Origin of the sequence: Streptomyces sp. NPDC058701, assembly GCF_042715295.1 — a bacterium.
In the GTDB taxonomy this organism is placed as follows: domain Bacteria; phylum Actinomycetota; class Actinomycetes; order Streptomycetales; family Streptomycetaceae; genus Streptomyces.
Genome location: NZ_JBHXSY010000006.1, coordinates 4302 through 29078 on the forward strand (window position 1 = coordinate 4302; position 24777 = coordinate 29078).

The window sequence follows — 24777 nt, forward strand, 5'->3', positions numbered from 1 at the left end:
GGTTAGCTCGCCACCCTGTCAAGGTGGAGGTCGCGGGTTCAAGTCCCGTCAGGTTCGCTGAAGCCGGAAACGGTTTCGTGGCTGGGTAGCTCAGTTGGTACGAGCGATCGCCTGAAAAGCGATAGGTCGCCGGTTCGACCCCGGCCCCAGCCACCACAGGAAGGCCCCGTCCATCGGACGGGGCCTTCCGTCGTTACTCCCTCCCTGCGGCCTCGACCGCCCCGGCCGCCGGCCGCGCCCGGCGGCGCCACCGGATCAGGCCCACGGCGGCCGCCCCGACCGCCACCGGCCCGAGCAGCGCCCCGTCGGGGACCCCGCCGGCCAGCGAGCGGACCCGCTGCTCCACCGCGAACGAGTCGTCGACGTCCAGCAGTCCCGGCAGCGCGCTCGCCCCGTCGTAGGCGAGGAACAGCGCGCCCAGGGTGATGAAGAACAGCCCGGACAGCAGCGAGGTGGTGTGCAGGGAGAAGCGGCCCACCGTCAGGGCCCGCCCGCGCAGCCAGCGCCGCCGGCCGAGATCGAACCGTTCCCAGAGCAGGGCCAGTACGAACAGCGGTACGGCCATCCCCAGGGCGTAGACCGCCAGCAGCAGGCCGCCGTAGGCCGGGCTGCCGCTGACCGCCGCGACCGTCAGGACGCTGCCGAGGATCGGGCCGGCGCAGAAGCCGGCCAGCCCGTAGACCGCGCCGAGCGCGTACACCGACAGGGCGGTGGTCGGCCGGATCCGCCCGGACAGCTCGGAGACGCGCTTCGGGGCGAAGCCGAGGCCGAGGATCTGGGCGAGGCCGAGGAGGATGATCAGCCAGCCGCCGGCGAGGACCAGCGCGTCGCGGTTGCCGTGGAAGAAGCGGCCCGCGTACGAGCCGGCCGCGCCCAGGGGTACCAGGGTGGTGGCCAGGCCCGCGTAGAAGATCCCGGTCCTGGCCAGGAGCCGGGAGGCCGAGTCGATCGAGTACGCGAAGAAGGCGGGCAGCAGCAGTGCGCTGCACGGGCTGAGCAGGGCGAGGAGGCCGCCGAGCAGGGCGGCCAGGTATCCGATGTCGCTCACTTGCGGGACGCCGCCCCGGCCTTGGCGATCGCGGCGTCGAAGGCGGCCAGCGGTTGGGCACCCGCGATCGGCTGCCCGTTGACGAGGAAGGACGGGGTGGAGGTGACGCCGATGGAGTAGCCCTCCTCCCGGTCCGCGGCCAGGGCGGCCGCGGCCTGCTCGCCGGCCGCGTCGCGTGCGAAGCGCTCCAGGTCCGGGACGCCGGCCTCGCGGGCCAGGTCCAGGAGGCGGGTCTCACCGAAGCCCTTCTCCTTGGAGCCGTCGGCGTACGCGGCGGCGTGGAAGGGGACGAACCGGTCCTGCTGCCCGGCCGCCCAGGCGGCCCTGGCGGCCGCCTCCGACTCGGCGCCGAAGATCGGGAAGTTGCGCCACTCGATGCGCAGGGTGCCGTCGTCGACGTACTTCCTCACCAGGGCGGGCTCGACGTCGCGGGCGAACTTGCCGCAGTAGCCGCACGCGAAGTCGGAGTACTCGATCAGGACGACGGGCGCGTCGGCGCGGCCGACGGCGAGCTTGTCGCCGGACTCGCGGCGGGCGAGCGCCTTCAGCGCGGCGGCGGGGTCGGCCGCGGGCGCGGAGGCGGCGGCCGCGGGCCCGCCGGAGGGCTTGTCCGCGGGGGCGGTGGCCTGCCAGCTGACCACCCCGAGGGTCAGCGCGGCGAGCGCGACCCCGGCGGCGTACAGCAGGGGCTTGCGGGAGGAAGGGGACGCGGAAGAGGACATGCGGGTGCTCCAGGACTGCGGGTGGGGTGGTGGGCGGGCCGGGGCGACCGGCTCGGGAGGTGCCGTCACCGTCGCTCCGTACGCCCGGAGGGCGGGCCGCGCGGTGTCCGGTGCGTACGTGCCGGGCACCGCACGGCGGGAGCGGGGGCGACGACACCTCCGAGGCCGTCTAGACCCGCAGTACCGAGAGCTCCACCGGGCCGGGAGCCTGCCGGTCGGGCCCGCGTACGGGGACCCGTACGGGCGCCGTGCCGTGCGGCCGGGGCTCCTCGGGCGCCGGCCGGGCCGCCGGGGCCTGGGCGTGGTCGGACCCGGCGCGCGCCGGGACGGCGGGGACGCCGCCCCGGCCGGGGGCACCCGGGTCGCAGACGGGGCCCCGGTCGCCGGGGGCCGTCGCGAAGGCGGCGCCGGCCGCGGGCGGGACCCCGGCCGGGACGGCGTTCACGGCGGCGGGCGCGGCCGTCGCGGGAGCCGGGCCGCCGGCCGGTTGCCCCGGCGGACCGGCCATGACGCCCAGGACGCCCAGCAGCATCGCGAGTGCGGCCGCCACGAGGCTCCACACAGGGCGACGGCGGGACAAGGTGGGCTGCCTCTCACTCACACAACTGGGGTACTCGTCCCGAAATGGTACGGGGAGGGGCACAAATGCGTTCGCCACTCGGCCGCCGCGGGTGAGATCCTCGACCAGGTATGTCTACTTCCTTCGCCGCCCTGCAGACGCTTCTCGGTGAGATCTCCCTCCGTGACGCGCACCGCCTCGGCCGCCGCCTCGAGGGCGCCCGCCGCATCCGCAAGCCCGAGGCCCGGCAGGCCGTGCTCGACGAGATCGCCGCGGAGGCCTCGAAGGCCGCCGAGCGGCTGCTCGGGCGCGCCTCGCGGATGCCGGAGGTCACCTATCCCGAGAATCTGCCCGTCAGCCAGAAGAAGGACGAGATCGCCGAGGCGATACGCGACCACCAGGTCGTGATCGTCGCGGGCGAGACCGGCTCCGGCAAGACCACGCAGATCCCCAAGATCTGCATGGAGCTGGGCCGCGGCGTCCGGGGCATGATCGGGCACACCCAGCCCCGCCGGATCGCGGCCCGCACGGTCGCGGAGCGCATCGCGGAGGAGCTGAAGTCCGAGATCGGCCAGACGGTCGGCTGGAAGGTCCGCTTCACCGACCAGGTGGACCAGGACGCGACCTTCGTGAAGCTGATGACGGACGGCATCCTCCTCGCCGAGATCCAGACGGACCGCGAGCTGCGCGCGTACGACACGATCATCATCGACGAGGCGCACGAGCGGTCGCTGAACATCGACTTCCTGCTCGGCTACCTCGCCACGCTGCTGCCCAAGCGCCCCGACCTCAAGGTGATCATCACCTCGGCGACCATCGACCCGCAGCGGTTCTCCCGGCACTTCGGGGACGCTCCGGTCGTGGAGGTCAGCGGCCGCACGTATCCCGTCGAGGTCCGCTACCGCCCCCTCCTGGAGGAGGAGGGCGACGACAGCGACCGGGACCAGATCACCGCGATCTGCGAGGCCGTGGACGAGCTCCAGGCCGAGGGGCCGGGCGACGTCCTGGTCTTCCTCTCCGGCGAGCGGGAGATCCGCGACACCGCGGACGCCCTGAACAAGCGGAATCTTCGCTTCACCGAGGTCCTCCCCCTGTACGCGCGGCTCTCGCACGCCGAGCAGCACCGGGTCTTCCAGCAGCACACGGGCCGCCGGATCGTTTTGGCGACCAACGTGGCCGAGACCTCCCTGACCGTCCCGGGCATCAAGTACGTGATCGACCCGGGCACCGCCCGGATCTCCCGCTACAGCCACCGCACCAAGGTGCAGCGCCTGCCCATCGAGCGCGTGTCGCAGGCCAGCGCCAACCAGCGCAAGGGCCGCTGCGGCCGTACCTCGGACGGCATCTGCATCCGGCTCTACTCCGAGGACGACTTCCTCTCCCGCCCGGAGTTCACGGACGCCGAGATCCTGCGGACCAACCTGGCCTCCGTCATCCTCCAGATGACCGCGGCCGGCCTCGGCGAGATCGAGAAGTTCCCCTTCATCGACCCGCCGGACCACCGCAACATCCGCGACGGCGTCCAGCTGCTCCAGGAGCTCGGCGCGCTGGAGCAGGGTGAGAAGTCCTCCCCGGAGGGCCGCAAGGGGCAGCGGCTCACGCCGATGGGCCGCCAGCTGTCCCAGCTGCCCGTGGACCCGCGCCTCGCCCGCATGGTGGTGGAGGCCGACAAGAACAACTGCGTCCGCGAGGTCATGGTCATCGCGGCCGCCCTGTCCATCCAGGACCCGCGCGAGCGGCCCGCGGACAAGCAGACCCAGGCCGATCAGAACCACGCCCGCTTCAAGGACGAGACCAGCGACTTCCTGGCGTACCTGAACATGTGGCGCTACGTCCGCGAGCAGCAGAAGGAGCGCGGCTCGTCCTCGTTCCGCCGGATGTGCAAGCAGGAGTACCTGAACTTCCTGCGCATCCGGGAGTGGCAGGACATCTACTCGCAGTTGCGCACGGTCGCCAGGTCCATGGGCCTCAACGTGCAGGAGTCCCCGACGGGTGCGGACGCACCCGAGCAGCTCATCCACGTCTCGCTGCTGGCCGGCCTGCTGTCGCACATCGGCCTGAAGGACACGGACAAGAACGAGTACCTGGGGGCCCGCTCCGCCAAGTTCGCGATCTTCCCGGGCTCGTCGCTGTTCAAGAAGCAGCCGAAGTTCCTGATGTCGGCGGAGCTCGTGGAGACCTCGCGGCTGTGGGCCCGGGTCAACGCCAGGGTGGAGCCCGAGTGGGTCGAGCCCCTCGCGCAGCACCTGCTCAAGCGCACGTACAGCGAGCCGCACTGGGAGAAGGACCAGGCGGCCGTCATGGCGTACGAGAAGGTCACCCTGTACGGCGTGCCGATCGTCGCCCAGCGGAAGATCAACTACGGCCGGATCGACCCCGAGGTCTCGCGCGAGCTGTTCATCCGCAACGCGCTGGTCGAGGGCGACTGGAAGACCCACCACAAGTTCTACGCCGACAACCGCCGCCTCCTCACCGAGGTGGAGGAGCTGGAGAACCGGGCCCGGCGCCGCGACATCGTCGTGGACGACGAGACGCTCTTCGACTTCTACGACCAGAAGATCCCCGACCACGTGGTGTCCGGGGCGCACTTCGACTCCTGGTGGAAGCACAAGAAGCGCGAGGAGCCCGAACTCCTCGACTTCGAGCGCGAGATGCTGCTGACGGAGAAGGCGGCCGGGGTCACCAAGGCCGACTACCCGGACTCCTGGCACCAGGGGCAGCTGAAGTTCCGGGTGACCTACCAGTTCGAGCCGGGGGCGGACGCGGACGGCGTGACCGTGCACGTCCCGCTGCACGTGCTGAACCAGGTCACCGACGCGGGTTTCGACTGGCAGATCCCCGGGCTGCGCGAGGAGGTCGTCACCGAGCTGATCCGCTCGCTGCCGAAGCCGATCCGCCGCCACTACGTGCCCGCGCCGAACTTCGCGGGCCGCTTCCTGGCCACCGCCGTGCCCCTGCAGGAGCCCCTGCACGTGACCCTGGCGCGCGAGCTCCAGCGGATGGTCGGCGTGCCGGTCGCGGCCGAGGACTTCGACCTGACCCGCATCCCGGACCACCTGAAGATCACCTTCCGGATCGTCGACGAGCGGCGCAGGAACCTCGCCGAGGACAAGGACCTGGAGGCCCTGCGGCTGCGGCTGAAGCCCAAGGCCCGCCAGGCGCTCTCCCAGGCCGCGGCGGCGACCGCCGAGCGCGCGGGCGGGGAGTCCGTGGAGCGCTCCGGGCTGACCGACTGGACCATCGGCACGCTGGCCAAGGTCTTCGAGACCCGGCGTGCGGGCCAGCCGGTGAAGGCGTATCCGGCGCTGGTGGACGACGGCGCGAGCGTCTCGGTACGGCTCTTCGACACCGAGGCGGAGCAACAGCAGGCGATGTGGCTGGGCACCCGGCGGCTGATCCTGCTGAACATCCCGGTGAACCCGGCGAAGTTCGCCTCGGACCACCTGACCAACCAGCAGAAGCTGGCCCTGTCCCGGAACCCGCACGGCTCCATCCAGGCGCTGTTCGACGACTGCGCGACCGCGGCGACCGACCGGCTCATCGCCGCCCACGGCGGCCCGGCGTGGGACGAGGCGGCCTTCCGCAAGCTCTACGAGGCGGTCCGGGCCGACCTCGTGGACACGACCGTCCGCACGGTCGGGCAGGTGCAGCAGGTGCTCGCCGCCTGGCAGGCGTGCGAGCGCCGGCTGAAGGCCGTGAACAGTCTGACCCTGGTGGCGAACCTCCAGGACGTGAAGACGCAGCTGGCCGCCCTGATGCCGGCCGGCTTCGTGACGCTCACGGGCCTGCGCCGCCTGGGAGACCTCATGCGCTACCTGGTGGCGGTGGACCGGCGGCTCCAGCAGATGCCGACGGGCGTCCAGCGCGACACCACGCGGATGCAGAAGGTCCACGAGATGCAGGACGAGTACGCCTGGCTGCTGGAGCAGTTGCCGAAGGGGCGTCCGGTGCCGGCCGCGGTCACCGAGATCCGCTGGATGATCGAGGAACTGCGGGTCAGCTACTTCGCCCACGCGCTCGGGACGGCGTACCCGATCTCCGACAAGCGGATCGTGAAGGCGGTGGATGCCGCGGCACCGTGATCGGGTTCGACTGCACCCCCTGAGCTGCTGTACAGTCTGTTTCGCAGCCGGGTGACCGGCAGCCAAGCAAGGACCTGTGGAGCAGTTGGTTAGCTCGCCACCCTGTCAAGGTGGAGGTCGCGGGTTCAAGTCCCGTCAGGTTCGCAGTAACGTCAGGGCCCGTATCCCCCAGGGGATACGGGCCCTGACGCGTGTGCGGGGTGCACGTGGGCAACGGCCTTGGGAGGCCCTCTGTGGCCCCCGGAGGGCCGCGGCCACCCCAACTGCCCAGTACGCCGCCCCGCGGCCCGTACGCGGCGCGACGCGGCCCGATGCCCCGCCCGACGCGCCGGCCGATGCGCCCCGTACGCGATCCGGCGGTTTCCCGGGCCGGCCGCAGAATCCCCCGTTCGCATGATGCGCTTCGCGCGGGACCTCCCCTTACGGGGTGCATTGCCGGATGTACAAGAGTGATCATCTGTGACGGGAGTCACCGTACGGGTTTTTGAGACGTGTACTTTTATCGCACCCCTACGCGCTCTCGATTTAATATGTGCAATGGCACCTATCGCTCCACGGCCCCCCGCTCCCGCCCGATGCCGCCCTGACCTGGGCATAAAAAAATCGCGCTGGACCCGGCGGAGTCCAGCGCGATCAACGACGGGTGAACCTGTTGGGGCAGGTTCGGTCGCGTGAAGCACAGTGGGTTTCATCGGATTGGGGGACCCGAATACGACCCGTTAAAGCAGGGGTGCTGCGGAACCTCAGGCCTCGCTGCGCTGCTGCGGAATTCCCGCAAGCAGTGCGCGGACCTCAGCCTCGCGGTAACGGCGGTGTCCACCCAGGGTGCGGATGGACGTGAGCTTGCCAGCCTTGGCCCAGCGGGTGACCGTCTTCGGGTCCACGCGGAACATCGTGGCAACCTCAGCCGGGGTCAGCAGCGGCTCGGCATCAGGGGTGCGAGCGGTCATGAGCGGCCTCCTCGGGAGAACCGAACCATCTCGGTTCTTTCCTCTAAATTCTGCACCTTGGCCCGCGGTGTCCGAAATGGACAGACGCGGGCCGAGTCGGTTATAGGACGAACGGCTTGTCCTCGGCACTACAACTACACCATCCGTCCAGCCCCAAGGGCCAAACCGACGGAATTGCCCTCCGAGGTGTTCATCAGCGGCGGAAGCCGATGGACCGCCCTATAACGGACAGTCACCCCACTGTGACGATCAGTCACAGAGCGATCAGGAGTCGTCAGACCCCCCGTAGAGCGCAATGCCGAGCATTCCACCCTTAGTTGGACGGAAGGAACCCTCCCCGGACTCCTTGTCCTATTTTGGCACGAGGGTAGGGGAAGGGCGCAAGGGTGTAGATAGTGCGGTCCGTCACGCTTGGGCCAATGGCCCGTATCGGGACGAAGGTCCTGGCACAACGTCCCAAATCTGGCGATCAGGGCTCTGATCAGGCACTTATGTCCGATCGACCGATAGATATCGGTACGTGCGCGTGCCCCGGGGGCCAGATCCGGCCGTCGCCCCCACTTTCGGCCTAATTAGCGAAAAGCCGCTCCCGCACCGCCCTCCAGCGTTCCGCGAGCTCCTCGTACGCCTCGACCGCGCCCTCGGTGTCGCCCGCCCGCAGCGCGTCGAAGCCCGACACCAGGTCCCGGGCCGAGCGGTCGCCCGCCAGCCGGTCCGCCGGCAGCGCGTGCAGCAGCCCGGCGTAGTCCAGCTCGACCATGGAACCCGGGTGGAACTCCTCCAGCCAGCTCCCGACCTCCACCAGGCCGTCGGCGAGCATCCCGTACCCCTCCGCCTCCCGCAGGAGCCGCAGGGCCCGCGCCAGCCGCCGGCGCGCCTGGACCATCGGCGTCCGGTAGCGCAGCCGCTCGCCCGGCACGTACTCCCGCTCCTCGTCCGCCACCAGCACGAACCAGCGCAGCGGCACCTGCCACACGCCCGTACGGATCCACGGGCGGGCGTCCGGGTTCCGCTCGCGCCAGCACTCGTACGCGTCGGTCGCCCGGCGGCGCGCGTCCGGCGGGAGCGCCGCGTCCAGCACCGGGAGCGGGAACCACTCCACCAGCTCCCGGAGCGCCAGCCAGCCCCGGAGCCGGGTGCGCCAGGGGCAGACCAGCAGCACCCCGCCGACCTCCGCCGTGAAGGCGTCGGCGCTCTCCTGAGCCGGGACCCCCACCACGGGCACCCGTACCAAGTCGGCCAGCGACCGGCGCAGTTCGTCCTGAGCCGTCGGGCACACCCCGCGCCGGGCGTAGTCGGCCCAGTGCGCGCGCTCCGGCTCGGGGAAGGCGGCCAAGGGCTCGTAGACCCGCAGGTAGGAGGCGTAGGGGACGGTCGGCGCCGTGCGGGCGGCGGGCAGCTGGGGCTCGGGGGATTCGCTCACGCCCTCGTACCTCCCCCCTTTGGGGGCCCGGTTCACCTCCCGGCCGCCGGCAGCGTGGCGGACGGGTGCGCGGGGGCCTCCGGACGGGTGCGCGGGCCGGTGCGGGGGCGGGCGCGCGGGCGGGCGCGGACCCCCGCGCACGGGGGTCCGTACTCCCGGAGGGTGCCGATCCCCGGACAGGTCGCCTCAGTGCGCCCCGCAGGTCTTACGCTGCTCCCAGCACGCCCTCCCCCACCCGCAGGGCGGGCGTCATTCCGCCGCATCTCTCCCATGGGAGTCACCACCGTGACCGAAATGACCGACGGCGTCCTGCACACCCTGTTCCGTACGGAACAGGGCGGCCACGAGCAAGTCGTGCTGTGCCAGGACCGAGCCACGGGCCTCAAGGCCGTCATCGCGATCCACTCCACCGCCCTGGGCCCCGCCCTCGGCGGTACGCGCTTCCACGCGTACGCCTCGGACGAGGAAGCCGTCCAGGACGCGTTGAACCTCTCGCGCGGCATGTCGTACAAGAACGCCCTCGCCGGTCTCGACCTCGGCGGCGGCAAGGCCGTGATCATCGGTGACCCTGACGTCATCAAGAGCGAGGAACTGCTGCTGGCCTACGGCCGGTTCGTGGAGTCCCTCGGCGGCCGCTACGTGACCGCCTGCGACGTCGGCACCTACGTGGCCGACATGGACGTCGTGGCCCGCGAGACCCGCTGGGCGACCGGGCGCTCCCCCGAGAACGGCGGAGCGGGCGACTCCTCCGTGCTCACCGCCTTCGGCGTCTTCCAGGGCATGCGCGCCAGCGCGCAGCACCTGTGGGGCGACCCGACCCTGCGCGGCCGCAAGGTCGCCGTGGCGGGCGTGGGCAAGGTCGGCCACTACCTGGTCGAGCACCTGCTGGAGGACGGCGCCGAGGTGGTCATCACGGACGTACGGGAAGAGTCCGTGCACCGGATCCTGGAGAAGCACCCGGGGAAGGTCACGGCGGTCCCGGACACGAACGCGCTCATCCGCGTCCCGGGCCTGGACGTCTACGCCCCCTGCGCGCTCGGCGGGGCCCTGAACGACGAGACGGTGCCGGCGCTGACCGCCAAGATCGTCTGCGGTGCGGCCAACAACCAGCTCGCGCACACGGGCATCGAGAAGGACCTCTCGGACCGCGGCATCCTCTACGCCCCGGACTACGTGGTCAACGCGGGCGGCGTGATCCAGGTCGCCGACGAGCTGCGCGGCTTCGACTTCGACCGCTGCAAGGCCCAGGCGACGAAGATCTTCGACACCACTCTCGCCATATTCGCACGTGCGAAGGCAGACGGTATCCCGCCGGCCGCCGCGGCCGACCGGATCGCCGAGCAGCGGATGTCCGACGCCCGCGCCGCGCGCGCGGTCTGACCCCTCCGGGGGCCCCTGGGGCCATCTGCCGGGGCGCGGCGAGACGGAACTCACTGCGCTTCGGCGGGTCGCCCGCCAGGAAAGGGTTAAAATCGCAGCTGACCAGCGAGGACGGGGCGCCCCGTTGGTTCTGCATCGAGGCGCGTCATGCGGGCGGCGTACCGTATGGCCGCGGAAGCAGGTACCGTTAAACCCCTACGGACGGTCTCTCCACGGAGAGCCCGCTCCGAACCATGAACGCGTGTCAGACTCTGGGGCCGTCGAGCCCCGTCACCGAGGGGGTCGAGCCATGGGGCGCGGCCGGGCCAAGGCCAAGCAGACAAAGGTCGCCCGCCAGCTGAAGTACAACAGCGGCGGGACTGATCTCTCGCGTCTGGCCAACGAGCTGGGCGCATCGCCGACGGAGCCGCTGCCTATCAGCGAGCCGGTCGAGGTCGATGACGATCAGGACGATGACGAAGACGACCCGTACGCGCAGTACGCGGCTCGGTACAACGGCGATGACGACGACGAGGACGACGAGTCCGGTCCGTCGGCACACCGCCGCGGCGCTTGACGCCCACGGCGTCGGCACAGCAGGTCAGAAAGCCGAAACCCGGTCCAGGGCATAGCCCCGGGCCGGGTTTCGGTGCTGTTCAGCTCGCGTAGGTGCCGGTCAGGGTGGCACCCTCGGTGCGGTCACCGCGGTCCAGGATCTCGCCCGCGACCCACGCGTCGACACCCCGGTCGGACAGCGCGGTCAGCGCCACGTCCACCGACTCGGCGGGGACGACGGCCATCATGCCGACGCCCATGTTCAGCGTCTTCTCCAGCTCCAGCTGCTCCACCCGGCCGGCCTTGCCGACGAGGTCGAAGATCGCACCGGGGGCCCAGGTCGTACGGTCGACCGTGGCGTGCAGGTGGTCCGGGATGACCCGGGCCAGGTTGGCCGCGAGGCCGCCGCCGGTGATGTGCGAGTAGGCGTGCACCTCGGCCGTACGGGCGAGGGCCAGGCAGTCCAGGGAGTAGATCTTCGTGGGCTCCAGCAGCTCCTCGCCGAGGGTGCGGCCGAGCTCGGCGATCTCCTGGTCCAGGGACATTCCGGCCCGGTCGAAGAGCACGTGCCGGACCAGCGAGTACCCGTTCGAGTGAAGGCCGGACGAAGCCATCGCGATGACGGCGTCACCCGTACGGATGCGATCGGCTCCCAGGAGGCGGTCGTACTCCACCACGCCGGTGCCGGCGCCCGCGACGTCGAAGTCGTCCGGGCCCAGCAGGCCCGGGTGCTCGGCGGTCTCGCCGCCCACCAGGGCGCAGCCGGCGAGGACGCAGCCTTCGGCGATGCCCTTGACGATGGCCGCGACACGCTCGGGATGCACCTTGCCGACGCAGATGTAGTCGGTCATGAAGAGGGGCTCGGCGCCGCAGACGACGATGTCGTCCATGACCATCGCGACCAGGTCGTGGCCGATGGTGTCGTACACGCCGAGCTGGCGGGCGATGTCCACCTTGGTGCCGACGCCGTCGGTGGCGGAGGCGAGCAGGGGGCGCTCGTAGCGCTTGAGGGCGGAGGCGTCGAAGAGGCCGGCGAAGCCGCCGAGGCCGCCGAGGACCTCGGGGCGCTGCGTCTTCTTCACCCACTCCTTCATCAGCTCGACGGCGCGGTCGCCCGCTTCGATGTCCACGCCTGCGGCTGCGTAGCTGGCACCGGTGGTCTTCTCTGTCATGACAGGAGAGAGCTTTCGTGTCGTTACTGCGGGTGGTGCCGAGCCCTGGGAGAAGCCTCAAAGACAGGGCCCGGCGCAGGTGGAGCGGGCCGGAGGGGAATCCGGCCTACGGGCGGCGGAGCGCGTCGGCGGCGTCCGAGCCGCCGGCGAGCTCGGTCTCCAGGAGCTGCTTGCCCAGGAGCTGCGGGTCGGGCAGCTCCATGGGGTACTCGCCGTCGAAGCAGGCACGGCAGAGGTTGGGCTTCTGGATGGTGGTCGCCTCGATCATCGCGTCGAGCGAGATGTACGAGAGGGAGTCCGCGCCCATGGAGGTGGCGATCTCGTCGACCGTCATGCCGTTGGCGATGAGCTCGGCCCGGGTCGCGAAGTCGATGCCGAAGAAGCACGGCCACTTCACGGGCGGCGAGGAGATCCGGATGTGGACCTCCGCCGCGCCGGCCTCGCGGAGCATCTTGACCAGGGCGCGCTGGGTGTTGCCGCGGACGATCGAGTCGTCCACGACCACCAGGCGCTTGCCCCGGATGACTTCCTTGAGGGGGTTGAGCTTCAGCCGGATGCCGAGCTGGCGGATCGTTTGCGAGGGCTGGATGAAGGTCCGGCCCACGTAGGCGTTCTTGACCAGGCCGACGCCGTACGGGATCCCGCTGGCCTCGGCGTAGCCGACGGCGGCGGGCGTGCCGGACTCCGGCGTCGCTATCACCAGGTCGGCTTCGACCGGGGCTTCCCGGGCCAGGCGGCGGCCCATCTCGACACGCGAGAGGTAGACGTTCCGGCCGGCGATGTCGGTGTCCGGGCGCGCCAGGTAGACGTACTCGAAGACGCAGCCCTTGGGCTTTGCTTCCGCGAAGCGCGAGGTGCGCAACCCGTTCTCGTCGATCGCGATGAGTTCGCCCGGCTCGACCTCGCGGACGAAGCTGGCGCCGCAGATGTCGAGGGCGGCGGTCTCGCTCGCGACCACCCAGCCGCGGTCCAGGCGGCCGAGGACCAGCGGGCGGATGCCCTGCGGGTCACGGGCGGTGTAGAGGGTCCCCTCGTCCATGAAGACGAGCGAGAAGGCGCCCTTGACCTTCGGGAGGACCTTGGTGGCCGACTCCTCGATGGTCAGGGGCTTGCCGTCGTCGTCGGTCTGTCCGGCGAGGAGGGCGGTCACGAGGTCGGTGTCATTCGTGGCGGCCACCTGGGTGGCACGGCCGTCCTGACGGGGGAGGTCGGCGACCATCTCGGCGAGCTCGGCGGTGTTCACCAGGTTGCCGTTGTGACCCAGGGCAATGGAGCCGTGGGCGGTCGCGCGGAAGGTCGGCTGGGCGTTCTCCCAGACGGAGGCCCCGGTGGTCGAGTAGCGGGCGTGACCGACCGCGATATGACCTTGGAGCGAGCCGAGAGAGGTTTCGTCGAAGACCTGGGAAACGAGGCCCATGTCCTTGAAGACGAGGATCTGGGAACCGTTGCTCACAGCGATTCCCGCGGACTCTTGTCCGCGGTGCTGCAGTGCATACAGTCCGAAGTAGGTGAGCTTGGCGACCTCTTCACCCGGAGCCCAGACACCGAAGACGCCGCAAGCGTCCTGGGGGCCTTTCTCTCCGGGGAGCAGGTCGTGGTTGAGTCGTCCATCACCACGAGGCACAGAACCGAGTGTAGGCGAGATCGACCACTGGTCCGAATTGGGGACGGCCAGGAAAGAGTCACAGTGCGGACAGTCGGGTTGTCCGTGCGGAGGGTGACCGTCTCGAAATCCGGAATGCCCTGGTTGACAGGTGCCTGTCGCTTCGTACAAGCTCCGCCCCATGCAGCCTTCCGGTGACCGCACCGTCACCCTCGTCGAGCGCCGGCACGTGGACCTGGTCCGTGTCGCGAGCGCCATCTGTCGTCGCTGCGCGTAGGCATCCGCCTTTCCCTTTCGCATTCCCTTTTCTTTTTTCCTGCTCCCCGTCCGAGCCCGCCCCGCCGTGCCGTGCGCCGCTGCGCGCCGCCCCCGGGCGGGCCAGCGGGCCGTGCCCTGGAGTGCCTCTGTGAGCTCGAATGAATCCCCCCTGTCCCGGCGTGCCTTCGGGGGTGCGGTCGGCGTGACCGCGGCCGCCGCCGCGGTGGGTCTGGGCGCCCCGCCGGCGCAGGCCGCCGAGGAGCGCCACGCGGCCGCCGGGGAGCGGGAGTTCCGCGCCGCGCGGGACCGCCGGTCCCGCCGTCCGAACATCCTGTTCATCCTCGGCGACGACCTGGGCTGGGCGGATCTGTCCTCGTACGGGTCCCCGCACATCAAGACCCCGAACCTGGACCGGCTGGCCCGCCAGGGCGTCCGGTTCACCGACGCCTACTCGGGGTCGGCGACCTGCTCCCCGACCCGCTTCAGCCTGTACACGGGCCGCTACCCGGCCCGTACCAGGGGCGGTCTCGCCGAGCCGATCGCCGACAGGTCGGTGGGCCTGGAGCCCACCCACCCGACGCTGGCCTCGCTGCTGAAGGAGGCGGGGTACTCCACCGCGCTGATCGGGAAGTGGCACGCGGGGCACCTGCCCGACTACAGCCCGACGAAGTCCGGCTGGGACGAGTTCTTCGGGAACTTCGGCGGGGCCCTGGAGTACTACTCCAAACTCGGCCCGGGCGGCGAGTACGACCTCTACGAGGGCGACACCGCGTACGAGGACCTGCGCTACTACACGCGGATCATCACCGAGCGGGCGAGCGAGTTCGTGGGGCGGGAGCACCACGGAAAGCCGTGGCTGCTGAACCTCAACTACACGACCCCGCACTGGCCGTGGATCGCCGAGGGCGACACGGAGGAGAGCGCCGAGATCGTCCGCCGGATCGAGGCGGGCGACGGACGGGCGCTGTGGCACCAGGACGGCGGCTCGGTCGAGAAGTACAGGCAACTGGTCGAGGACCTCGACCGGTCGGTCGGCGAGGTCCTGAAGGCGCTGAAGCGCTCCGGCCAGGAGGACGACACCTTGGTGGTGTTCTCCAGCGACAACGGTGGCGAGCGTTTTTCGTACAACTGGCCGCTGTCGGGGAACAAGGCGTCGCTGCAGGAGGGCGGCATCCGGGTCCCGAACATCGCCCGCTGGCCGGCACGCCTGGAGGGCGGGCAGGTCAGCCACGTGCCGGTGTTCAGCCCTGACTGGACGGCGACGCTGCTGGAGGTGGCCGGGACCCGGCCGCACCGCGCGTACCCGCTGGACGGCGTGAGCCTGGCCGGGTACCTGCTGCGCGGCGAGAAGCCGGCCCAGCGGGACCTGTTCTGGCGGGTGCGTGGGGAGCGGGCGCTGCGGCGCGGCGACTGGAAGTACTACCGCGGCAGGGCGGGCCGGGACCAGCTGTTCAACCTGGCCGGGGACGTCCGCGAGCAGGCCGACAAGGCGGCCGTGGAGCCGGTCCGGCTGGCGGAGCTGCGGGCGGCCTGGGAGAAGACCGACGCGGGGCTGCTGCCGTACCCGGTCTGAGCCGGGCGGTGCGCGGGCGCGGTGCGGACGGCGTACGGCGCCCCGGTCAACGGCGTACGGCGCCCCCGGTCAGGGGTGCGCCGTGACGGCCGCACGGCGTCCCCGTCACGGGCCGGCCCCCGGCCGCGGCCGCGGGCCGGCCCGCCGCGGCGGGATCACTCCGCGGCGGAGCCCGCCGTGGCGCCCAGACCCGTGCCGTCGGGGGCGGTCAGGTTCAGCTTGCCGCCCTGGACCTTCCAGGTGAGCGGGCCGCTGCCCAGCAGGCCGGTCAGGGTGCGCTCGACCTCGCCCTCGGGGCCCTGACAGGCCATCCGGGTCGTGGTGAGCGGCCCGAAGACGACGGTGGCTCCGTCGACGGTGGCCTTGGAACTGAACCGGTTGCAGCCGAGATTGCCGCTCGCGGTGCCGTCGGCGGCGAGGGTGAAGCGGGCCTTGCCGGCCGCCTCGGCGGGTACGTTGGACACGCTCGCGCCGCTGACCAGGGAGTCGACGGTCCACTCGGTGACCGTGAGCGGGGCGTCCGGGACGGGGGGTTCGGCGGTCATGGCGAGGGTGCTCCCGTCGGCGGTCTTCAGGGTGAGCCGGTCGGGGCCGCGGTCGACGGTGAGCCGGCCGCGGAACATCTTGGCGAACTCGATCTCGAACGCCTGGTTCGCGCAGGCCATGGTGGTCGACATGCCCGGGGTGACGGTCAGGGCGGCGCCGCCCTCGGGGACCACCTTCGCCGTGAAGCCGTTGCAGCCGTAGTTGCCCTTGGCCTCGTGCTCGGCGAGCTCGAGGCGGGCCTCGGCGGGCGCGTGGAGCGTCCGGCCGCCGGTCGTCAGGGACTCGACGCGCCAGGAGCCCTGGCCGCCGGGCAGTGGATCGGCCGGCTCCTCCCCCGCTCCGCCGCCGCAGGCGGCGAGGGCGAGGACGAGGGCCAGGCCGGGGGTGAGGTTCCGGAGAGTACGCATGGCCCTGTGACGGAACGGCCGCCGGAGCGGTTCCGCTCAGCTCATCAGCGGGAGCAGCGCGGACAGGTCCGCCCGCTCTCCACTGGCCCGCACCAGGGCGCCGTCGAGCGCCTCCGACCAGCGCGTACGGCCCGTCGCGAGCCGGATCCAGGTCAGCGGGTCGGTCTCCACCACGTTCGGCGGGGTGCCGCGGGTGTGGCGGGGGCCCTCGATGCACTGGACCACCGCGAACGGGGGGATCCGTACCTCGACCGATCCGCCCGGCGCCCTGACGGCGAGGGCGTCGGCGAGCAGCCGGGTGCAGGCGGCCAGGGCCTGGCGGTCGACGGGGACGTCCAGTCCGGCGGCGCGGTTCAGGTCGTCGGTGTGGACCACCAGCTCGACGGTCCGGGTGACGAGGAAGTCGGCCAGGGTCATGTCCCCGATCCACAGGTCCAGCACGCGGTGGCCGGGGTGTGCGTCGAGGGCGCGGGCCAGCCGGGTCCCCGCCCGCTCGTACAGCTCGGGCAGCGGGGCGCCGCCCAGGGTCTCCCGGGCGGCCTCCGAGATCTTCCCGGCGAGGGAGGCGGTGGCGAAGGGCCACTCGACGGCCGACAGCTCCGCGACGGCGGCGGGCGGCCGGTCCAGGCCGGCCGCGAGGGAGTCCGCGATCCACGCGACGTGCGCGGCGAGGTCGGCGACGGTCCAGTCGCCGAGCCCGCTGGGCCGTTCCAGCTGCCCGGGGGTCAACTCCCCTACGGCGCGGGCGACGTGGCCGAACTGTGTGGTGACGGCCGTACGGATCCGGGTGGGGTCGTAGGCGCGCTGCTTCTTCCTGGCGGGCGGCATGACCCGACCCTACTCGGCGTCCTTCTCCGGCCCCGGGACCACCGGACCGGTGCGGCCGCGGCCCTCAAACGGGTCCGTGGTCGGGCGTTCAGGACGGCCGGGCCGGCGCTCCGGCGTCGAAGGGGGTGCCGGCGGCCGGGACGCCCAGGCCCCGCCAGGTGAAGGGCAGTCCGCGGGCCGTGTCCGGGTCCGGGCCGTCCATCAGCTGGAAGTGCAGGTGCGGTTCGGTGGAGTTGCCCGAGTTGCCGCAGTCGGCGAGGCGCCGGCCCGCCGCGACGCGGTCCCCCGGGCGCACCGTGAGGGAGCCGCGGCGCAGGTGGGCGTAGAGGGCGTACCTCCCTCCGCCGAGGTCCAGGACCACGTGGTTGCCGAGGACCGGGCCGGCGCCCCCGAGGTCGCGGAAACCGCCCGCGAGGAGCATCTGGTAGAGCGCGGCCGGGCCGGAGTTGCGGCTCAGGTGGTCGCGCGCCCGGTCGCTCGTACGGACCACGGTGGCGTCCGCGACGGCCAGCACCGGGGCGCCGAAGGCCGGGAAGTCGCCGGGTCGGCGGACCAGCGGCCGGAAGGCGGCGAAGGCGGGCCGCTCCCGGTCGGAGCCCGGCTCGCCCTCGGCCACGAGGTCGATGGCGCAGGCCTGTCCGTAGCGGTGGGTGCCGTGGCTGGGCACCCGGTCGGCCGGGCTGTTGAGGGCCGACCAGCGCCCCGAGACGGGCGGTTCGACCTCGACCGGCGGCTCGCCGGTGCGGGCACCGCGCGCCGCTCCCGCTCCGGCGGCCGCGTGGAGCAGCGCCCCGGCGCCGGCGCACAGCAGGAACCAGAGCATGCCGAAGGGCAGGCCGACGGCGAGGTCCACCGCGATCATGGCGAACGCGAGGACCATCAGGATCCGGTAGAGGACGTGGAAGGGCTTGGGCACGACGGGTTCACCTCACGCGGTGGCGGCGGACAGCAGGACGAGGAGCGGGACCACGCGCGCTCCGGGCACCTCGTGGCGGGCCCGGCCCGCCGGGTGCAGCCAGCCGGCGGCGGTCAGCTGGCGCAGGTGGTGGTAGACCTGCCCGCTCGTGCCGACCCCGTCGAGGGCGGTCAGCTCGGCGGCGGTGCGCCGACCGGCCAGGATCTCGCGCAGCAGCCGCAGCCGTACGGGGCTGCCGAGGGCCGCCAGCGACTCGGCGGTGCGCCCGCCGTCGGGCCCGTCGTGCGCTCCGTCCCCGGGGGAGCCGTGGGCCCCGTCCCCGAGGAGGGAGCCGGTGACCGCGGCCTGCTGCCACTCGTACCGCTCTCCGGTGGGCAGGGTGACGGCGCCCGTGAACAGCACCCCGCCGTCGTCGGCGCCGAGCGCGGCGAGCTGCGCCTTCCAGCCTTCCAGAGCCCAGAAGTCCCCCTCGGTGGACTCCGGCGGGACCGGTGCCGACCGCTCCGACGATCGCTCCGACTCCAGTGCGGCCAGGCGGCGTTCCAGCTCCGCGACGCGTTCCTCAAGCTCCATGGACCCGAAGTTACGTCATTACGTAATCCCGTACAAGGCGGGGAGAGGCCCTCGGGGCACGAACGAGCCCCCGCCCGGTACACATCCGGACGGGGGCTCGGAACGGAGCGGGATCAGGCGAACAGCGCCGGGATCGTCGCCTCGTGGGCCTCGCGGAGCTCGGCCAGCGGGAGCGTGAACTCGCCCTGGACCTCGATCTCGTCGCCGTCCACCACGCCGATGCGGGCGGCCGGCAGGCCCCGCGCACCGCACATGTCGGTGAAGCGGAGCTCCTCGCTGCGCGGAACGGACACGATGGCCCGGCCCGCGGACTCGGAGAACAGGAAGGTGAAGGCGTCCAGGCCCTCGGGGACCACGATCCGCGCACCGTTGCCGCCGCGCAGACAGGACTCGGTGAGCGCCTGGATCACGCCGCCGTCGGACAGGTCGTGCGCGGCGTCGACCATGCCGTCGCGCGAGGCGGAGATCAGGATCTCGCCGAGCAGCTTCTCGCGGCCCAGGTCCACCTTGGGCGGCATGCCGCCGAGGTGGTCGTGGACGACCTGGGACCAGGCCGAGCCGCCGAATTCCTCGGCCGTGTCGCCCAGCAGGTAGAGCAGCTGGCCGGTCTCCGCGAACGCCATCGGCGTCCGGCGGTTGACGTCGTCGATCACACCGAGGACCGCCACGACGGGGGTCGGGTGGATCGCGGTGTCGCCCGTCTGGTTGTAGAGCGAGACGTTGCCGCCGGTGACCGGGGTGCCCAGCTCCAGGCAGCCGTCCGCGAGACCGCGGCAGGCCTCGGCGAACTGCCACATGACGCCCGGGTCCTCCGGCGAGCCGAAGTTCAGGCAGTCGGAGATCGCGAGGGGCTTGGCACCGGTCGCGGCGACGTTGCGGTACGCCTCGGCCAGCGCCAGCTGCGCACCCGTGTACGGGTCGAGCTTGGCGAAGCGGCCGTTGCCGTCGGTGGCCATGGCGACGCCGAGGTTGGTCTCCTCGTCGATGCGGACCATGCCCGCGTCCTCGGGCTGCGCCAGGACGGTGTTGCCCTGCACGAAGCGGTCGTACTGGTCGGTGACCCAGGACTTCGAGGCCTGGTTCGGGGAGGAGACCAGCGCGAGGACCTGCGCGCGCAGCTCGGCCGACGTGGCCGGGCGCGGCAGCTTGTTCGCGTCGTCCGCCTGGAGCGCGTCCTGCCACGCGGGCCGGGCGTACGGGCGGTTGTAGACCGGGCCCTCGTGGGCGACGGTGCCCGGGGGCACGTCCACGATCTGCTCGCCGTGCCAGAAGATCTCCAGGCGCTCGCCCTCGGTCACCTCACCGATGACGGTGGCGATGACGTCCCACTTCTCGCAGATCTCCATGAAGCGGTCGACGTGACGCGGCTCGACGATCGCGCACATGCGCTCCTGCGACTCGCTCATGAGGATCTCCTCGGGCGAGAGCGTCGCGTCGCGCAGCGGGACGGTGTCCAGCTCGACCCGCATGCCGCCGGAACCGGCGGAGGCCAGCTCGGAGGTCGCGCAGGAGAGCCCGGCGCCGCCGAGGTCCTGGATGCCCGCGACCAGCTTCTCCTTGAAGATCTCCAGGGTGCACTCGATGAGGAGCTTCTCCTGGAAGGGGTCGCCGACCTGGACGGCGGGGCGCTTGGTGGGCTTCGTGTCGTCGAAGGTCTCGGACGCGAGGACCGAGACGCCGCCGATGCCGTCGCCGCCGGTGCGGGCGCCGTAGAGGATGACCTTGTTGCCGGGGCCGGAGGCCTTGGCGAGGTGGATGTCCTCGTGCTTCATCACGCCGATGCAGCCGGCGTTCACGAGGGGGTTGCCCTGGTAGCAGGCGTCGAAGACGACCTCGCCGCCGATGTTCGGCAGGCCCAGGCAGTTGCCGTAGCCGCCGATGCCCGCGACCACGCCCGGCAGGACGCGCTTGGTGTCGGGGTGGTCGGCGGCGCCGAAGCGCAGCGGGTCCACGACGGCGACCGGACGGGCGCCCATGGCCAGGATGTCGCGGACGATGCCGCCGACGCCGGTGGCCGCGCCCTGGTAGGGCTCGATGTACGAGGGGTGGTTGTGCGACTCGACCTTGAAGGTGACCGCGTAGCCCTGGCCGACGTCGACGACGCCGGCGTTCTCCCCGATCCCGACGAGCATCGCGTCGTTCTGCGGGGCCTTCTCGCCGAACTGCTTCAGGTGGACCTTGCTGCTCTTGTACGAGCAGTGCTCGGACCACATGACCGAGTACATGGCGAGCTCGGCGCCCGTGGGGCGGCGGCCGAGGATCTCCCGGATGCGGGCGTACTCGTCCTGCTTGAGGCCGAGTTCCTGCCAGGGCTGGGCCGCGTCCGGGGTCTCGGCGGCGTTCTTGACCGTGTCCAGGCTCATGCGTTGACCAGCTTCTTCAGTACCGACGTGAAGAACGGGATGCCGTCGGTGCGGCCGGTGCCGACCAGCGGCTCGACCGCGTGCTCGGGGTGCGGCATGAGACCGACGATGTTGCCCCCGGCGTTGCTGATGCCGGCGATGTCGCGCAGCGACCCGTTGGGGTTGCCGGCTCCGTCGGCGGCGTCGCCGTCGACGACGTACCGGAAGGCCACGCGGCCCTCGGCCTCCAGTTCGTCGAGCGTGCGCTCGTCGGCGGTGTAGCGGCCGTCCACGTTCTTGAGCGGGATGGAGATCTCCTGGCCGGCGGTGTAGTCGCCGGTCCACGCGGTCTCCGCGTTCTCCACCCGCAGCTTCTGGTCGCGGCAGATGAAGTGCAGGTGGTTGTTCCGGAGCATCGCCCCCGGCAGCAGGTGGGCCTCGGTGAGGATCTGGAAGCCGTTGCAGATGCCGAGGACGGGCATGCCGCCCCTGGCCTGCTCGATGATGGTCTCCATCACCGGCGAGAACCGGGAGATGGCCCCGGCGCGCAGGTAGTCCCCGTAGGAGAAGCCGCCCGCGAGGACGACCGCGTCGACCTGGTGCAGGTCCTTGTCGCGGTGCCAGAGCGAGACCGGCTCGGCCCCCGCGAGGCGGATGGCGCGCAGCGAGTCACGGTCGTCGAGCGTTCCGGGGAACGTGACGACTCCGATGCGAGTGGTCACCGTCAGGCCTCGACCTTCACGGTGAAGTCTTCGATGACGGTGTTGGCGAGGAACGTTTCGGCCATCTTGTGGATGCGGTCGAGGGCGGCCTGGTCGACCGGTCCCTCCACCTCCAGTTCGAAGCGCTTCCCCTGGCGGACGTCGGCGATCCCCTCGAAGCCCAGACGCGGCAGTGCACGCTGCACCGCCTGGCCCTGGGGGTCGAGGATCTCCGGCTTGAGCATGACGTCGACTACGACGCGTGCCACTGGCACTCCCGTGTGGTGGTTGGTGCGAAGGCGGTTCCCTCAGCGTACCCGGCGAAAATTTCTACGCGGGTAGATATCCTTCGGCCTTGATCGCCGGATCGATTCGGCTTCACCAACGCTTCGCAAAATCCGCCGGAAAACCACGCCCCCGGCATTGCGGCGGGACACGCGGAGAGAATTAACTGGGCTTCGCAATGCAATGGGAATCAAGGTACAAAGGAATCACCCGCTGCGAGTGACTTTTGCCGCTTCGCAACGGGGACGGAAAGATGCATTGCTCCGAAACATCCACACAGGCGACATCACCGCACGTCAGTAGGTGGCGTTGTCGCACGAAGGGACCGATATCCGTGGCGCAGCGCGTAGTAGTCACGCTCTCCGACGACATCGACGGCGGAGAAGCGGCGGAAACGGTCGTGTTCGCTCTGGACGGTAAGTCGTACGAGATCGACCTCAATCCCGCCAACGCGAAGAAACTGCGGAAGGGCCTCGCGCCCTTCGTGGCGGCGGGCCGGCGCCAGTCCCGCTCCGGGAAGGCCTTCAAGCACACGGCGGTCGCACCGGACCCGGCGGTCGTGCGGGCCTGGGCCCGGTCGAACCAGCACGAGGTGCCGCCCCGGGGCCGCATCCCCAAGAGGATCTACGAGGCCTACAACGCGGCCCACTGAGAGCCGATTTGCCATCCACCCCCCTCCGTCGGCTAGTGTGTGGATCACGCCGAGGGGCGAGGCCGCAGGTCAAAGCCTCCGAGGTCGTGCGGGTGTAGTTCAGTAGTAGAACATCCCTCTTCCAGAGGGAAGGCGCAGTGTGCGATTCCTGTCACCCGCTCTGCATCGCTTTACCGACCACCACAGTGGATCAGGTAGAGTGATGCACGCATTGCCGAGCGCGTAGTCCAGCGCGGTGCATGCGGACGTAGCTCAGTTGGTAGAGCACCACCTTGCCAAGGTGGATGTCGCGAGTTCGAGTCTCGTCGTCCGCTCAGAGTGAGAAGGCCCCGGTCGTTATGACCGGGGCCTTCTTCGTGTGCCCGGCCTTTCCCGTCGAGCCGCCCGCTGCCGCCCGCCCCGCCGGCCGGCGACGCCCCTGACAAATGTCATCGGCGGCCATGACAGCGCGCACTGCCCGGCCCGTCCGGGCGCCGCGAGGCTGGATCCATGACTGACACCGTGATCGACGTCGAGGACCTGCGCCGCGGCTACTCGGGCGGCTTCGAGGCCGTCCGGGGCGTCTCGTTCTCCGTGCCGCGGGGCGAGATCTTCGCGCTGCTCGGCACCAACGGCGCCGGCAAGACCTCCACCGTGGAGCTGATGGAGGGGCTGGCCGCGCCGACCGGCGGGCGGGTGCGGGTCTTCGGGCTGGACCCGTACGCCCGGCGGGCCGAGGTGCGCCCCCGGACCGGCGTCATGCTCCAGGAGGGCGGATTCCCCTCCGACCTGTCCGTCGCCGAGACCGTACGGATGTGGGGCGGGGTCACCTCCGGCGCCCGCCCGGCGGGGGAGGCGCTGGAGCTGGTGGGGCTGGGCGCGCGCTCCTCCGTACGGGTCAAGCAGCTGTCCGGCGGCGAACGACGGCGCCTGGACCTGGCGATGGCCCTGCTGGGGCGGCCCGAGGTGCTGTTCCTCGACGAGCCGACCACCGGCATGGACCCCGAGGGCCGCCGGGACACCTGGGCGCTGGTGCGGGAACTGCGGGCGCAGGGCACCACGGTGCTGCTCACCACGCACTACTTGGAGGAGGCCGAGGAGCTCGCGGACCGCCTCGCGATCCTGCACGAGGGGGAGCTCGTCCTGACCGGAACACCCGCCGAGGTCACCGCGACGCGGCCCTCGCGGATCCGCTTCACCCTGCCGGCGGGGGTGCCCGCGGCGCAGCTGCCGCTGACGCTGCGGGCGGCCGCGGACGGCCGGGACGTGGAGGTCCGCACCGGACGGCTCCAGGCCGACCTGACCGAGCTGCTGCGCTGGGCCCACGACCACGGGGTGGAACTCGGCGGGCTCGACGCCCGCTCCGCCTCCCTGGAGGAGGCCTTCCTGGAGATAGCGCGGAACCGCCGCGATGCCGGCGGCCGTACCGAGACCACGACGGTGGGGACCCGATGAACACCATGACCCTGAACCCCGGGCGCCTGTCGGCGCTCGGCCGCTCCGAGCTCACGCTGCTGGTGCGCAACCGGGCCGCGCTGAGCGTGGCACTGCTGATGCCGCTGGTGATGGTGTTCGTCCTGCGCACCTCGGTGACCGGCGTCGACGGCCTGGCCGCCGTCGGGGAGGCCACCCTGACCGGCGGGATCGGCATGGTGCTGATGCTCGTCGTGTACATGAACCTGGTCTCCGCGTACGTCGCCCGGCGCGAGGAGCTCGTCCTCAAGCGGCTGTGGACCGGCGAGGCGGGCGACCTGGAGATCCTGGCCGGGACCGCGCTGCCCTCCGCCGTCCTGGCCCTCGGCCAGATCGCCGTCCTCGTGGTCGCGGGCTCCGTCGTCCTCGACGTACCGCTGCCGCGCGAACCGCTGCTGATCGCCGTCGCCGTCCCCGCCGCGATCGTGCTGCTGGCCGGGCTGTCCGCGGCGACCAGCGCGGTCACCCGGAACGTGGAGAGCGCGGGCATCACCACGCTGCCGCTGTTCCTGCTGACGTCGCTCGGCTCCGGGCTGTTCGTGCCGGTGGACCTGCTGCCGGACGCGCTGGCCCCGGTCTGCGAACTGCTGCCGCTCAGCGGCGTGATGGCCCTGGTGCGCGCCGGATGGTCCGGGGGCGTCGCGGGCGGGGACCTGCTGGGGGCCGCACTGATCACGCTGGCCTGGACGGCGATCAGCGTGTTTGCTGTCCAGCGGTGGTTCCGCTGGGAACCGCGCCGCTAGTACGCGGAACGAGCCGGGGGGAGGCGCC

General features: G+C 71.5%; 22 protein-coding genes and 5 tRNA genes (1 of these 27 cut by a window edge). 13 read left to right on the forward strand and 14 right to left on the reverse strand.

The genetic code is table 11. The features are described from left to right. Both ACFWW8_RS07865 and ACFWW8_RS07870 read left to right on the forward strand, forming a co-directional pair. Positions 1-57: transfer RNA gene (locus ACFWW8_RS07865), tRNA-Asp, on the forward strand; it begins 117 nt to the left of the window's first position. A gap of 22 nt (positions 58-79) precedes the next feature. Then, positions 80-156 (forward strand) — tRNA-Phe (locus ACFWW8_RS07870). Between the two features lie 37 nt (positions 157-193). On the opposite strand, the gene ACFWW8_RS07875 is transcribed toward ACFWW8_RS07870, so the two are convergent. The 3 genes from ACFWW8_RS07875 to ACFWW8_RS07885 all read right to left on the reverse strand — a co-directional run bounded on the left by ACFWW8_RS07875 (position 194) and on the right by ACFWW8_RS07885 (position 2320). Then, positions 194-1048: a cytochrome c biogenesis CcdA family protein gene (locus tag ACFWW8_RS07875; protein ID WP_386525152.1), complete on the reverse strand. Its 855-nt coding sequence runs from the start codon at positions 1046-1048 to the stop codon at positions 194-196. Further along, on the reverse strand, positions 1045-1770 hold the full coding sequence (locus ACFWW8_RS07880) for a DsbA family protein (protein WP_386525154.1): 726 nt from the start codon (positions 1768-1770) through the stop codon (positions 1045-1047). Before ACFWW8_RS07880 ends, ACFWW8_RS07875 begins: the two co-directional genes overlap by 4 nt. A 169-nt stretch (positions 1771-1939) precedes the next feature. Further along, complete coding sequence (locus ACFWW8_RS07885; protein ID WP_386525156.1) at positions 1940-2320, reverse strand: hypothetical protein; 381 nt, start codon at positions 2318-2320, stop codon at positions 1940-1942. A gap of 140 nt (positions 2321-2460) precedes the next feature. Between ACFWW8_RS07885 and hrpA the strand changes: the two genes are divergently transcribed. Together hrpA and ACFWW8_RS07895 are read left to right on the forward strand one after the other, a co-directional pair. Beyond that, positions 2461-6411, forward strand: coding sequence for an ATP-dependent RNA helicase HrpA (gene hrpA / locus ACFWW8_RS07890; protein ID WP_386525158.1), 3951 nt, complete (start codon positions 2461-2463; stop codon positions 6409-6411). A 70-nt stretch (positions 6412-6481) separates the two neighbouring features. After that, a tRNA-Asp gene (locus tag ACFWW8_RS07895) sits at positions 6482-6555 on the forward strand. A gap of 599 nt (positions 6556-7154) precedes the next feature. Here the strand turns inward: ACFWW8_RS07895 and bldC are convergent. Continuing rightward, on the reverse strand, positions 7155-7361 hold the full coding sequence (gene bldC / locus ACFWW8_RS07900; protein WP_003949541.1) for a developmental transcriptional regulator BldC: 207 nt from the start codon (positions 7359-7361) through the stop codon (positions 7155-7157). Between the two features lie 568 nt (positions 7362-7929). After that, a complete protein-coding gene (locus ACFWW8_RS07905) occupies positions 7930-8784 on the reverse strand; it encodes a hypothetical protein (RefSeq protein WP_386525161.1) in 855 nt (284 codons plus the stop codon). A 285-nt stretch (positions 8785-9069) separates the two neighbouring features. Here ACFWW8_RS07905 and ACFWW8_RS07910 point away from each other — a divergent pair, with 285 nt between their 5' ends. Both ACFWW8_RS07910 and ACFWW8_RS07915 read left to right on the forward strand, forming a co-directional pair. Further along, positions 9070-10164 carry a Leu/Phe/Val dehydrogenase gene (locus tag ACFWW8_RS07910; protein ID WP_386525164.1) on the forward strand — a complete coding sequence of 365 codons (1095 nt, stop codon included), beginning with the start codon at positions 9070-9072 and terminating at the stop codon, positions 10162-10164. Between the two features lie 289 nt (positions 10165-10453). After that, positions 10454-10720, forward strand: a complete 267-nt coding sequence (locus tag ACFWW8_RS07915; protein WP_386525166.1) for a DUF3073 domain-containing protein — start codon at positions 10454-10456, stop codon at positions 10718-10720. Between the two features lie 79 nt (positions 10721-10799). Here ACFWW8_RS07915 and purM read toward each other — a convergent pair whose 3' ends face one another. Beyond that, positions 10800-11870 carry a phosphoribosylformylglycinamidine cyclo-ligase gene (purM, locus tag ACFWW8_RS07920; RefSeq protein WP_386525169.1) on the reverse strand — a complete coding sequence of 357 codons (1071 nt, stop codon included), beginning with the start codon at positions 11868-11870 and terminating at the stop codon, positions 10800-10802. Positions 11871-11976: 106 nt separating this feature from the next. Beyond that, on the reverse strand, positions 11977-13494 hold the full coding sequence (purF, locus tag ACFWW8_RS07925; RefSeq protein ID WP_386525171.1) for an amidophosphoribosyltransferase: 1518 nt from the start codon (positions 13492-13494) through the stop codon (positions 11977-11979). Positions 13495-13654: 160 nt separating this feature from the next. Between purF and ACFWW8_RS07930 the strand changes: the two genes are divergently transcribed. Both ACFWW8_RS07930 and ACFWW8_RS07935 read left to right on the forward strand, forming a co-directional pair. Beyond that, positions 13655-13750 carry a putative leader peptide gene (locus ACFWW8_RS07930; RefSeq protein ID WP_386525173.1) on the forward strand — a complete coding sequence of 32 codons (96 nt, stop codon included), beginning with the start codon at positions 13655-13657 and terminating at the stop codon, positions 13748-13750. A 129-nt stretch (positions 13751-13879) separates the two neighbouring features. Further along, on the forward strand, positions 13880-15304 hold the full coding sequence (locus ACFWW8_RS07935) for a sulfatase-like hydrolase/transferase (RefSeq protein WP_386525175.1): 1425 nt from the start codon (positions 13880-13882) through the stop codon (positions 15302-15304). Positions 15305-15459: 155 nt separating this feature from the next. On the opposite strand, the gene ACFWW8_RS07940 is transcribed toward ACFWW8_RS07935, so the two are convergent. The 7 genes from ACFWW8_RS07940 to purS all read right to left on the reverse strand — a co-directional run bounded on the left by ACFWW8_RS07940 (position 15460) and on the right by purS (position 21892). Further along, positions 15460-16257, reverse strand: coding sequence for an META domain-containing protein (locus tag ACFWW8_RS07940; protein ID WP_386525178.1), 798 nt, complete (start codon positions 16255-16257; stop codon positions 15460-15462). Positions 16258-16293: 36 nt separating this feature from the next. Next, entirely contained in the window at positions 16294-17085 is a 792-nt protein-coding gene (locus tag ACFWW8_RS07945) for a sterol carrier family protein (protein WP_386525181.1), read from the reverse strand. 88 nt (positions 17086-17173) lie between these two features. Next, positions 17174-17965, reverse strand: a complete 792-nt coding sequence (locus tag ACFWW8_RS07950) for a M23 family metallopeptidase (RefSeq protein WP_386525744.1) — start codon at positions 17963-17965, stop codon at positions 17174-17176. Positions 17966-18013: 48 nt separating this feature from the next. Next, positions 18014-18574 carry an ArsR/SmtB family transcription factor gene (locus tag ACFWW8_RS07955; protein WP_386525184.1) on the reverse strand — a complete coding sequence of 187 codons (561 nt, stop codon included), beginning with the start codon at positions 18572-18574 and terminating at the stop codon, positions 18014-18016. A gap of 113 nt (positions 18575-18687) precedes the next feature. Next, complete coding sequence (gene purL, locus ACFWW8_RS07960; protein ID WP_386525186.1) at positions 18688-20937, reverse strand: phosphoribosylformylglycinamidine synthase subunit PurL; 2250 nt, start codon at positions 20935-20937, stop codon at positions 18688-18690. Beyond that, the gene (gene purQ / locus ACFWW8_RS07965) at positions 20934-21638 is read right to left on the reverse strand and encodes a phosphoribosylformylglycinamidine synthase subunit PurQ (protein WP_267721629.1); all 705 of its coding nucleotides are present in this window, start codon (positions 21636-21638) and stop codon (positions 20934-20936) included. Before purQ ends, purL begins: the two co-directional genes overlap by 4 nt. Before the next feature lie 2 nt (positions 21639-21640). Further along, positions 21641-21892 carry a phosphoribosylformylglycinamidine synthase subunit PurS gene (gene purS / locus ACFWW8_RS07970; protein WP_008740952.1) on the reverse strand — a complete coding sequence of 84 codons (252 nt, stop codon included), beginning with the start codon at positions 21890-21892 and terminating at the stop codon, positions 21641-21643. 344 nt (positions 21893-22236) lie between these two features. On the opposite strand from purS, the gene ACFWW8_RS07975 reads away from it, so the two are divergent. The 5 genes from ACFWW8_RS07975 (at position 22237) to ACFWW8_RS07995 (ending at position 24749) form a co-directional block, all read left to right on the forward strand. Further along, on the forward strand, positions 22237-22554 hold the full coding sequence (locus ACFWW8_RS07975; RefSeq protein WP_386525189.1) for an Lsr2 family protein: 318 nt from the start codon (positions 22237-22239) through the stop codon (positions 22552-22554). A gap of 88 nt (positions 22555-22642) precedes the next feature. Continuing rightward, positions 22643-22714, forward strand: a tRNA-Gly gene (locus ACFWW8_RS07980). A gap of 81 nt (positions 22715-22795) precedes the next feature. After that, positions 22796-22868 (forward strand) — tRNA-Gly (locus ACFWW8_RS07985). 175 nt (positions 22869-23043) lie between these two features. After that, on the forward strand, positions 23044-23988 hold the full coding sequence (locus tag ACFWW8_RS07990; protein ID WP_386525192.1) for an ABC transporter ATP-binding protein: 945 nt from the start codon (positions 23044-23046) through the stop codon (positions 23986-23988). After that, positions 23985-24749: an ABC transporter permease gene (locus tag ACFWW8_RS07995; protein WP_386525195.1), complete on the forward strand. Its 765-nt coding sequence runs from the start codon at positions 23985-23987 to the stop codon at positions 24747-24749. The genes ACFWW8_RS07990 and ACFWW8_RS07995 overlap by 4 nt, the downstream gene beginning before the upstream one ends. Positions 24750-24777 lie beyond the last annotated feature (28 nt).

Excerpts from the sequence above, each read along its gene's own strand:
- ACFWW8_RS07880 (WP_386525154.1), bottom strand. The coding sequence starts at position 1,770 with ATGTCCTCTTCCGCGTCCCCTTCCTCCCGCAAGCCCCTGCTGTACGCC.
- hrpA (WP_386525158.1), top strand. The coding sequence starts at position 2,461 with ATGTCTACTTCCTTCGCCGCCCTGCAGACGCTTCTCGGTGAGATCTCC.
- bldC (WP_003949541.1), bottom strand. The coding sequence starts at position 7,361 with ATGACCGCTCGCACCCCTGATGCCGAGCCGCTGCTGACCCCGGCTGAG.
- ACFWW8_RS07915 (WP_386525166.1), top strand. The coding sequence starts at position 10,454 with ATGGGGCGCGGCCGGGCCAAGGCCAAGCAGACAAAGGTCGCCCGCCAG.
- purM (WP_386525169.1), bottom strand. The coding sequence starts at position 11,870 with ATGACAGAGAAGACCACCGGTGCCAGCTACGCAGCCGCAGGCGTGGAC.
- ACFWW8_RS07930 (WP_386525173.1), top strand. The coding sequence starts at position 13,655 with ATGCAGCCTTCCGGTGACCGCACCGTCACCCTCGTCGAGCGCCGGCAC.
- ACFWW8_RS07940 (WP_386525178.1), bottom strand. The coding sequence starts at position 16,257 with ATGCGTACTCTCCGGAACCTCACCCCCGGCCTGGCCCTCGTCCTCGCC.
- ACFWW8_RS07945 (WP_386525181.1), bottom strand. The coding sequence starts at position 17,085 with ATGCCGCCCGCCAGGAAGAAGCAGCGCGCCTACGACCCCACCCGGATC.
- ACFWW8_RS07950 (WP_386525744.1), bottom strand. The coding sequence starts at position 17,965 with ATGGTCCTCGCGTTCGCCATGATCGCGGTGGACCTCGCCGTCGGCCTG.
- ACFWW8_RS07955 (WP_386525184.1), bottom strand. The coding sequence starts at position 18,574 with ATGGAGCTTGAGGAACGCGTCGCGGAGCTGGAACGCCGCCTGGCCGCA.
- purL (WP_386525186.1), bottom strand. The coding sequence starts at position 20,937 with ATGAGCCTGGACACGGTCAAGAACGCCGCCGAGACCCCGGACGCGGCC.
- ACFWW8_RS07990 (WP_386525192.1), top strand. The coding sequence starts at position 23,044 with ATGACTGACACCGTGATCGACGTCGAGGACCTGCGCCGCGGCTACTCG.
- ACFWW8_RS07995 (WP_386525195.1), top strand. The coding sequence starts at position 23,985 with ATGAACACCATGACCCTGAACCCCGGGCGCCTGTCGGCGCTCGGCCGC.